General features: G+C 64.3%; 1 protein-coding gene. It reads left to right on the top strand.

The features are described from left to right. Positions 1 to 603 precede the first annotated feature (603 nt). Positions 604 to 741: a hypothetical protein gene (locus JMF90_RS38925; protein WP_012339686.1), complete on the top strand. Its 138-nt coding sequence runs from the start codon at positions 604 to 606 to the stop codon at positions 739 to 741. Positions 742 to 818 lie beyond the last annotated feature (77 nt).

Here is an 818-nt window from a genome sequence, read left to right as displayed (position 1 = left end):
GTTATTTCAAGGGCAAATCTTTCAGTCGCGTCAGGCGGGAAATTTATTTCGAAAAATGGGGATTGGAGGGGTTGACTTCACTTTCGCGCGGTCCATAGAATCCGCCATCTTCACTCTTGGGGCCGCCGCCTTGGACGCCTGCAGTAGTCGATCTTCGAACGAAATTTCCGCCTGAGCGACCGACGTCCGCGCCTCATCGAAGCCGCCGTTTGTCTCCCAGGCAAACGGTGCGCGCAGCAGTATTCCGCAGCAACTCCCTACGTGCACCCTGATTCGCGCCGGTTAGCGTGATGCGTTCTCGCATGCGTTGCCCGGTTTCACCGCCGCCTGGCAGGCGGCCGCGTTCGCGCATCCGTTCCCCCGGCGCGCGAATGCCGGCCCGCACGCCGGCCGGCGGTCAACCGTGTTCCCCGGAACACCGCACAGGAGCCGCCATGAACGACAGTGACAGTTGTCCCTTATGTCCGTTGCATACGCAGACCCTTTCGAACCCGGGTCGCGGGGACAATCCGGCCGACTAGCCTGACACGTCGTTCAGGCCCCTGGCTGGCCCCGCGCCCACCACGCGGCCGGCACGTTGCCGTCGCCGCACGGAGCCAGACCATGAACTTCGGCCTTCTGCTGTCGAACCTTCCGCACGTCACGGAATCGCGCCACCACTACGACGCGATGCTGACGCTCGACGCCCGTCCGCGGGTGTTCTCCCGCCTGTTGAGCCAACTGAAAGCGTTGATCCACTGAAAAGAAGCGCCGAGCGCGCCTCGGCATGCGCACGCGCGCCCGCCTTCGAGCGGCCGTCCCGTGCGCATTCCAAGGCC

The sequence above is a fragment of the Burkholderia sp. E168m23 genome (assembly GCF_016586125.1).
Taxonomy (GTDB): Bacteria; Pseudomonadota; Gammaproteobacteria; order Burkholderiales; family Burkholderiaceae; genus Burkholderia; species Burkholderia orbicola.
The sequence above is the reverse complement of the archived record's forward strand: the minus strand, read 5'-3'. Positions and strand labels throughout refer to the sequence as shown.

What these genes read in the sequence shown, in the direction of transcription:
- JMF90_RS38925 (WP_012339686.1), top strand. Translation starts at nt 604, where the DNA reads ATGAACTTCGGCCTTCTGCTGTCGAACCTTCCGCACGTCACGGAATCG.